This window comes from Bacillus sp. GC_Bacil_1 (genome assembly GCF_026540675.1).
Lineage (GTDB): Bacteria > Bacillota > Bacilli > Bacillales > Bacillaceae_G > Bacillus_A > Bacillus_A cereus.
The window spans coordinates 1-271 of sequence record NZ_JALNUG010000069.1 but is presented as its reverse complement, the minus strand read 5'-3'; the positions used below and the strand labels follow the sequence as shown (position 1 = coordinate 271).

Here is a 271-nt window from a genome sequence, read left to right as displayed (position 1 = left end):
CTGAGCCAGGATCAAACTCTCCAATAAAGTTAGTTTGTCTAGCATCTAAAAAATAAAAATTGACGTTTCACGTTGTTTGTTTCGTTCAGTTTTCAAAGAACTAATGGTGGAGCCTAGCGGGATCGAACCGCTGACCTCCTGCGTGCAAGGCAGGCGCTCTCCCAGCTGAGCTAAGGCCCCAAACAAGTATCGGGAAGACAGGATTTGAACCTGCGACCCCCTGGTCCCAAACCAGGTGCTCTACCAAGCTGAGCCACTTCCCGAAAGAAAA

Annotated in this window: 2 tRNA genes; both read right to left on the bottom strand. The window is 48.7% G+C overall.

Features of this window, described 5'->3' with window-relative positions:
* Positions 1-104: 104 nt before the first annotated feature.
* A tRNA-Ala gene (locus OXT04_RS29685) sits at positions 105-180 on the bottom strand.
* A gap of 9 nt (positions 181-189) precedes the next feature.
* Positions 190-263, bottom strand: a tRNA-Pro gene (locus tag OXT04_RS29680).
* Positions 264-271: the final 8 nt, after the last annotated feature.